Below are 5,525 nucleotides of genomic sequence, written 5' to 3'. Positions count from 1 at the left end.
AGCCGCCGGGCGCGCTGCCGCCCGGGCCGCTGCGGGTCGCGGCCGAGATCGCGGCGTTCCCCTCGCTGCCGCTGACCGGCCTGGCGGAACGGGTGCGCGCCACGCTGGCCGGGGTGGCCACGGAACGCCTGGGCCTGCCGGTGTCCCTCGTCGACCTGGAGGTGAAGGAGCTGCTGGCCGAGCCGCCGGAGCCGGCCGCGCCGCCGCGCGAACCGCCGTCCCCGCCGGACGCGTTGGGCTCCGGCGGCCCGGGCGCCGGGGAGGTGGCCGAGGCGGTGACGGCGGTCCCCGGCGTCGCCGGGCTGTCGGCCGTCCTCGACGGCTGGCTGGGCGCGGTCCGGGTGGAGGACCGCGAGGAGCCGCCCTCCCGGCTGGTGCGGCTCCAGCTGGCGGCCGGCGGCGGGCGGCCGCTGCCGGAGCTGGTGGCGGAGGTGGCCAGGGTGGCCACCGCGACGGCGGCCACCGCCGGCTCGACGGCCAGGGGCCCGATCCTGGTGACGCTGCTGGTCACCGGCGTGACCGACTGACCAGCGGGCCCGTTCGGGCCCCGCTCACTCCAGGCCGGCGAGTTCGGCCAGTCGCCGCCCCTGGGCGGCGCGCTCGGCGGCGCGCTGGGTGTCGTAGTCCTGGTGGGTGGCGGCCCGCAGCAGCGCCTTGGTCTCGATCAGCGCGCCGCGCGGCGCCGCCAGCAGGGCGGCGACCAGGTCGTCGGTAGCGCCGGCCAGCTGGTCGGCGGGGACCACCAGGTTGGCCAGCCCGACGCGTTCGGCCTCGGCCGCGTGCACCGCGCGCCCGGTGGCACAGATCTCCAGCGCGCGCGCATAGCCGACGAGCCCGACCAGCGGGTGGGTGCCGCCGAGGTCGGGGACCAGCCCCAGGCTGGTCTCGCGCATGGCGAACTGCGCGTCCTCGGCGCAGACCCGCAGGTCACAGGCGAGGGCGAGTTGGAAGCCGGCGCCGATGGCGTGCCCCTGGACCGCCGCCACCGAGATCAGGTCGGGGCGGCGCCACCAGGTGAACGCCTCCTGGTAGGAGGCGATGGTCGCGTCGCGTTCGGACTCGGGCGCGCGCGCCAGGTCGGAGAGGGAGAGCTGGCCGTCGATGCCCTCGGGGGTGAGGGCCCTGCGGTCGAGGCCGGCCGAGAAGGAGACGCCCTCGGCGCGCAGCACGACGACCCGGATGTCCCCGGTCAGCCGTCGTCCGGTCTCGGCGAGGGCGTGCCACAGGGCGGGTGTCTGCGCGTTGCGTCGCGCGGCGTTGGTCAGCGTGACGGTCGCCACGGGGTCGTGGACGGTGACACGCACACCGTCCTGGTCGAGCAGGCTCATCGGGCCTCCGCTCGTTACTGGGCAGTAGTTCCGCCTGGCAGGGTAACGATCGGCGCCCGCGCCCGGTCGGCCGGGGCGGTCTCGTTCGGGTTGTGGTTACGGGTTCGGCTGGGCGTCCGGCTGGGGCGGGAGCCTCAGGCCGAGGCGGCCTTCTTGCCCCGGGTGGCGCCACCGCGACCACGCAGGGTGACGTCCGCCTCGCTGAGCATCCGGTGCACGAAGCCGTACGACCTGCCGGTCTCCTCGGCCAACGCGCGGATGCTGGCACCCGACTCGTACTTCCGCTTCAGGTCTGCCGCGAGCTTCTCGCGCGCGGTGCCGGTCACCCGGCTGCCCTTCTTCAGAGTCTCGGCCACTCGTGCCTCCTCATGCGAAGTGCGCTCTGGACTCTCATGATCACCCCTAACCGGACTTCTGGCCACCCATTCGTCGCGGTACGTACGACAAGCGCACCGCTGGCCGGGCGCGCCGTGCCCCGCCCCCGACGCGAGCCGGGGAGCGAAGCGGCAGGTGAACGCGGATAGCGCCGGCGGGGCGCGCGGCGGGGGGCGGGGGCGGCGCGCCGGGCGTGTCGACACGCCCGGCTACGACCGCACTCACTCAGATGAATGATCAACGCTGCGTCGATTGGTCCACCGCGAGTGATCACAAACGGCGGACCCGACCGTTCGGCCGGCCGCTCAGGCGAGGGCGACCAGGTCCGCGTAGTCGGCGCTCCACAGGTCCTCGACGCCGTCCGGCAGCAGGATGATCCGCTCCGGCTGAAGCGCGTCCACCGCGCCCTCGTCGTGGGTGACCAGGACGACGGCGCCGGTGAACTCGCGCAGCGCGCCGAGGATCTCCTCGCGGCTGGCCGGGTCGAGGTTGTTCGTCGGCTCGTCCAGCAGCAGCACGTTGGCCGAGGAGACCACGAGGGTGGCCAGCGCCAGCCGGGTCTTCTCGCCGCCGGAGAGCACCCGGGCCGGCTTCTCCACGTCGTCGCCGGAGAACAGGAACGAGCCCAGCGTCCTGCGCACCTGCGCCAGGTCCAGGTCGGGGGCGGCGCTGCGCATGTTCTCCAGGACGGTGCGGTCCGGGTCGAGGGTCTCGTGCTCCTGGGCGTAGTAGCCGAGCTTGAGGCCGTGGCCCGGGGTGACCGCTCCGGTGTCGGGCTTCTCGATGCCGGCGAGGAGCCGCAGCAGGGTGGTCTTGCCGGCGCCGTTGAGGCCCAGGATCACGACCCGGGAGCCCTTGTCGATGGCGAGCGAGACATCGGTGAAGATCTCCAGCGAGCCATAGGACTTGGACAGCCCCTCGGCGGCGAGCGGGGTCTTCCCGCAGGGCGCCGGGTCGGGGAAGCGGAGCTTGGCGACCTTGTCGGCGCGGCGCTCCTCCTCAAGTCCGGCGAGCAGGCGCTCGGCCCTGCGGGCCATGTTCTGCGCGGCGACGGCCTTGGTGGCCTTGGCGCGCATCTTGTCGGCCTGGGCGTTGAGCGCGGCGGCCTTCTTCTCGGCGTTGGCCCGTTCGCGCCTGCGGCGCTTCTCGTCCGCCTCGCGCTGGATCTGGTACTGCTTCCAGCCCATGTTGTAGACGTCGATGGCGGCGCGGTTGGCGTCGAGGTAGAAGACCTTGTTGACGACGGTCTCCACGAGGTCGATGTCGTGGGAGATCACCACCAGGCCGCCCCGGTAGGTGCGCAGGAAGTCCCGCAGCCAGGTGATGGAGTCGGCGTCGAGGTGGTTGGTCGGCTCGTCGAGCAGCAGGATGTCGGCGTCGGAGAAGAGGATGCGGGCCAGTTCGACGCGGCGCCGCTGGCCGCCGGAGAGGGTGTGCAGCGGCTGGCCGAGCACCCGGTCGGGCAGGCCCAGGCTGGCGGCGATGGTGGCCGCCTCGGCCTCGGCGGCGTAGCCGCCCTTGGTGAGGAACTCGGTCTCCAGGCGCTCGTAGCGGCGCATCGCCCTGTCCCGGGTGGCGCCCTGGCCGCCGGCCATGCGCTGCTCGTTCTCCCGCATCCCGCGCAGCACGCTGTCCAGGCCGCGCGCGGAGAGGATGCGGTCCCTGGCGAGCACGTCGAGGTCGCCGGTGCGGGGGTCCTGCGGGAGGTAGCCGACCTCCCCCGAGCGGGTGATGGTGCCGCCGGCCGGGGTGCCGTCGCCGGCCAGGCACTTGGTGAGGGTGGTCTTGCCGGCGCCGTTGCGGCCGACGAGGCCGATGCGGTCGCCCTGGGCGATGCGGAACGAGGCGCTCTCGATCAGGACGCGGGCGCCGGCGCGCAACTCGATGCCGGTTGCGGTGATCATGGACAGACTCCAGGTGCGGAACGTGTGGGCAGGGGTCGGATCAGCGCTTGACGTCCGCTAATGCACGAGGAACAGAATGTCCATGCGGCCATTCTAGCCGCGCGGTTCAACGCGTTTTCGCCCGCGTGAGCCCGCCTCAGGCGCCCCCGCTGTGGACCTGGAACGCCGCCCTGCGGACCCGCTTGGCGACCGTCTGGTCGGGGTGGACGGCGGCCAGCGCCAACAGCACCTGCACGGTGCGCGGATGGCCACAGGTGCGAATCTCGTCCACCAGTTCGGCGACGGTCAGCTGCGGGGCGGTGTCGAGGTGGTCCAGCAACAGCCGTTCCGCGCCGTGCTCCTGGGCGGCCGAGGCGGTGTCCACCCACAGCCAGGTGGCCTCGGACCTGGTGAGCACGCCGAGCGAGGACTCGGCGCGGTCGCGCGGGTCGCCGCCCTCGTGGTCGGCCAGCCACAGCAGCGCGTAGGGCCGCAGCACCGGGTCGTCCACGACGGCGCGCACCGCCTCGGACGCCGGGGCGCCGACCACCCGCAGCGCCTGGAACGCCAGCCCCCGGATCAGGGCGTCCTCGCCGCGTGCGGCGGCGAGCAGCTCGTCGACGGCCGGCGCGGTGGGCCGCACCGCGAGCCAGGCGCGGTACTCGGCGCGGGCCGGGCCCGGCGTCAGGTTGGCGCAGCCGCGCAGCATGGCGACGGCGGACTGCTCGATGTTGCCGGCCGGGCTCTGCGCGGCGACGCAGATCTGCTCCAGCTTGGTCCACATCGCCCAGCTGCCCAGGTCGGTCAGCCGCGCCCTGGCCGGGCGGTCGCCGCGCGCGTGGAGGGTGAGGGCGCCGACCGAGGAGAGCGCGTCCAGGGCCCAGCCGAGCAGCCGGACGCGTTCGGCGGTGACCGCCCGGTCCTCCTCCGGGATCGGCGCGTCGGCGGAGACCGGCGCCTCGGGCCCGGAGCCGTCGGGGCGTTCGGCGCGCAGCTCGGCGACCCGACGGCGCATCAGGTCGATCAGCCCGGCCGCCGTGACCGGGCCCTCGGACAGCCGCATCACGGACAGCAGTTGGGGCATGGCGGCCACCACGTCGGTGACCAGGGACGGGTCGGCGTCGGGCGGCGCGGGGCGGGCCAGGCACCAGGCGTCGAAGAGCGCGACCCAGCCGCGCAGCGCCGCCGTGTCGTCGCGGTCCCAGGCGCGGAGCCGCCAGCCGGCGCGCACGGCGCCGCCCTCGCCGTCGATCTCCAGCAGTCCGGCCAGCCGGGCGCGGCTCCAGTTCTCCCGCAACTCGGCCGTGGACATGGCGAGTTCACCGGCGGCGCGGGCGAGGTCCTGCTCGGGCGAGACGCCGGCGTCGCGCGCCCAGTGCGCGACGCGCACGGCGTCGGTCAGCAACGTCCTCGCCTGCCGGGCGAGGCGGTCGGGGGGCAGCACCCCCTTGGGGGGCCGGGGGGTGCGTCTGCGCTCGGCGGTGCGGCGCTGAACCGGCGCTCGTTGCGGGGAGGTCTGAGGGACAAGGCGCAACCGGGGCTCACGCGGAGTTCGGGACGTCACCCGAGCAGTTTCGCCGTTCGGGCCGTCAAAGCCCAAACCCCCCGTACAAAGGGGTAGATGAGGGACGCGGAAGGGGCGGCGCCCGGGGCTCACATCAGGGGCGTGAGGAAGCGGCGGAGCGCCTCCTGGTAGCCGCCGGGGTCGGCGTTCCACATCGCCGCGTGCTCGGCCTGGCCGACGGTGTGCAGCACGACGTTCTCCCGGTGCCGGCCGGCGAACTCCCGGGAGACGGCGAACGGGGCCACGCTGTCGTCGGGGCCGTGCACCAGCAACACCGGCGGGGGCGCGTTCCGTTCGCCGGTGGGCGGCATCGGCGGCGGCCCGTCGGGGAGCGCGCCGCGCCGGGCGGCGGCCACGGCCACCGGGCGCAGCGGC

General features: G+C 74.7%; 5 protein-coding genes and 1 pseudogene. 1 reads left to right on the top strand and 5 read right to left on the bottom strand.

Going from position 1 to position 5,525, the window contains the following annotated elements:
- The coding region (locus EBN88_RS30935; RefSeq protein ID WP_122399858.1) for a nucleopolyhedrovirus P10 family protein at nt 1-527 on the top strand (527 nt) is incomplete at its 5' end.
- A gap of 24 nt (nt 528-551) precedes the next feature.
- On the opposite strand, the gene EBN88_RS28190 is transcribed toward EBN88_RS30935, so the two are convergent.
- The 5 genes and pseudogenes from EBN88_RS28190 to EBN88_RS28170 form a co-directional block, all read right to left on the bottom strand.
- Entirely contained in the window at nt 552-1,328 is a 777-nt protein-coding gene (locus EBN88_RS28190; RefSeq protein ID WP_122399857.1) for an enoyl-CoA hydratase/isomerase family protein, read from the bottom strand.
- A 134-nt stretch (nt 1,329-1,462) separates the two neighbouring features.
- A complete protein-coding gene (locus EBN88_RS28185; protein WP_193318133.1) occupies nt 1,463-1,684 on the bottom strand; it encodes a helix-turn-helix domain-containing protein in 222 nt (73 codons plus the stop codon).
- Between the two features lie 324 nt (nt 1,685-2,008).
- Nucleotides 2,009-3,607, bottom strand: coding sequence for an ABC-F family ATP-binding cassette domain-containing protein (locus EBN88_RS28180; RefSeq protein WP_122399855.1), 1,599 nt, complete (start codon nt 3,605-3,607; stop codon nt 2,009-2,011).
- Nucleotides 3,608-3,743: 136 nt separating this feature from the next.
- Entirely contained in the window at nt 3,744-5,150 is a 1,407-nt protein-coding gene (locus tag EBN88_RS28175) for a hypothetical protein (RefSeq protein ID WP_122399854.1), read from the bottom strand.
- An 89-nt stretch (nt 5,151-5,239) separates the two neighbouring features.
- Nucleotides 5,240-5,525: pseudogene (locus EBN88_RS28170) on the bottom strand (hypothetical protein); the annotation flags it as partial.

The organism is Streptomyces triticirhizae, from assembly GCF_003696235.1.
GTDB lineage: Bacteria > Actinomycetota > Actinomycetes > Streptomycetales > Streptomycetaceae > Streptomyces > Streptomyces triticirhizae.
This window is presented reverse-complemented; position numbering and strand designations above follow the sequence as displayed.

Bases quoted from the DNA above. Each gene is read 5' to 3' on its own strand.
- EBN88_RS28180 (WP_122399855.1), bottom strand. From the start codon at position 3,607: ATGATCACCGCAACCGGCATCGAGTTGCGCGCCGGCGCCCGCGTCCTG.
- EBN88_RS28190 (WP_122399857.1), bottom strand. From the start codon at position 1,328: ATGAGCCTGCTCGACCAGGACGGTGTGCGTGTCACCGTCCACGACCCC.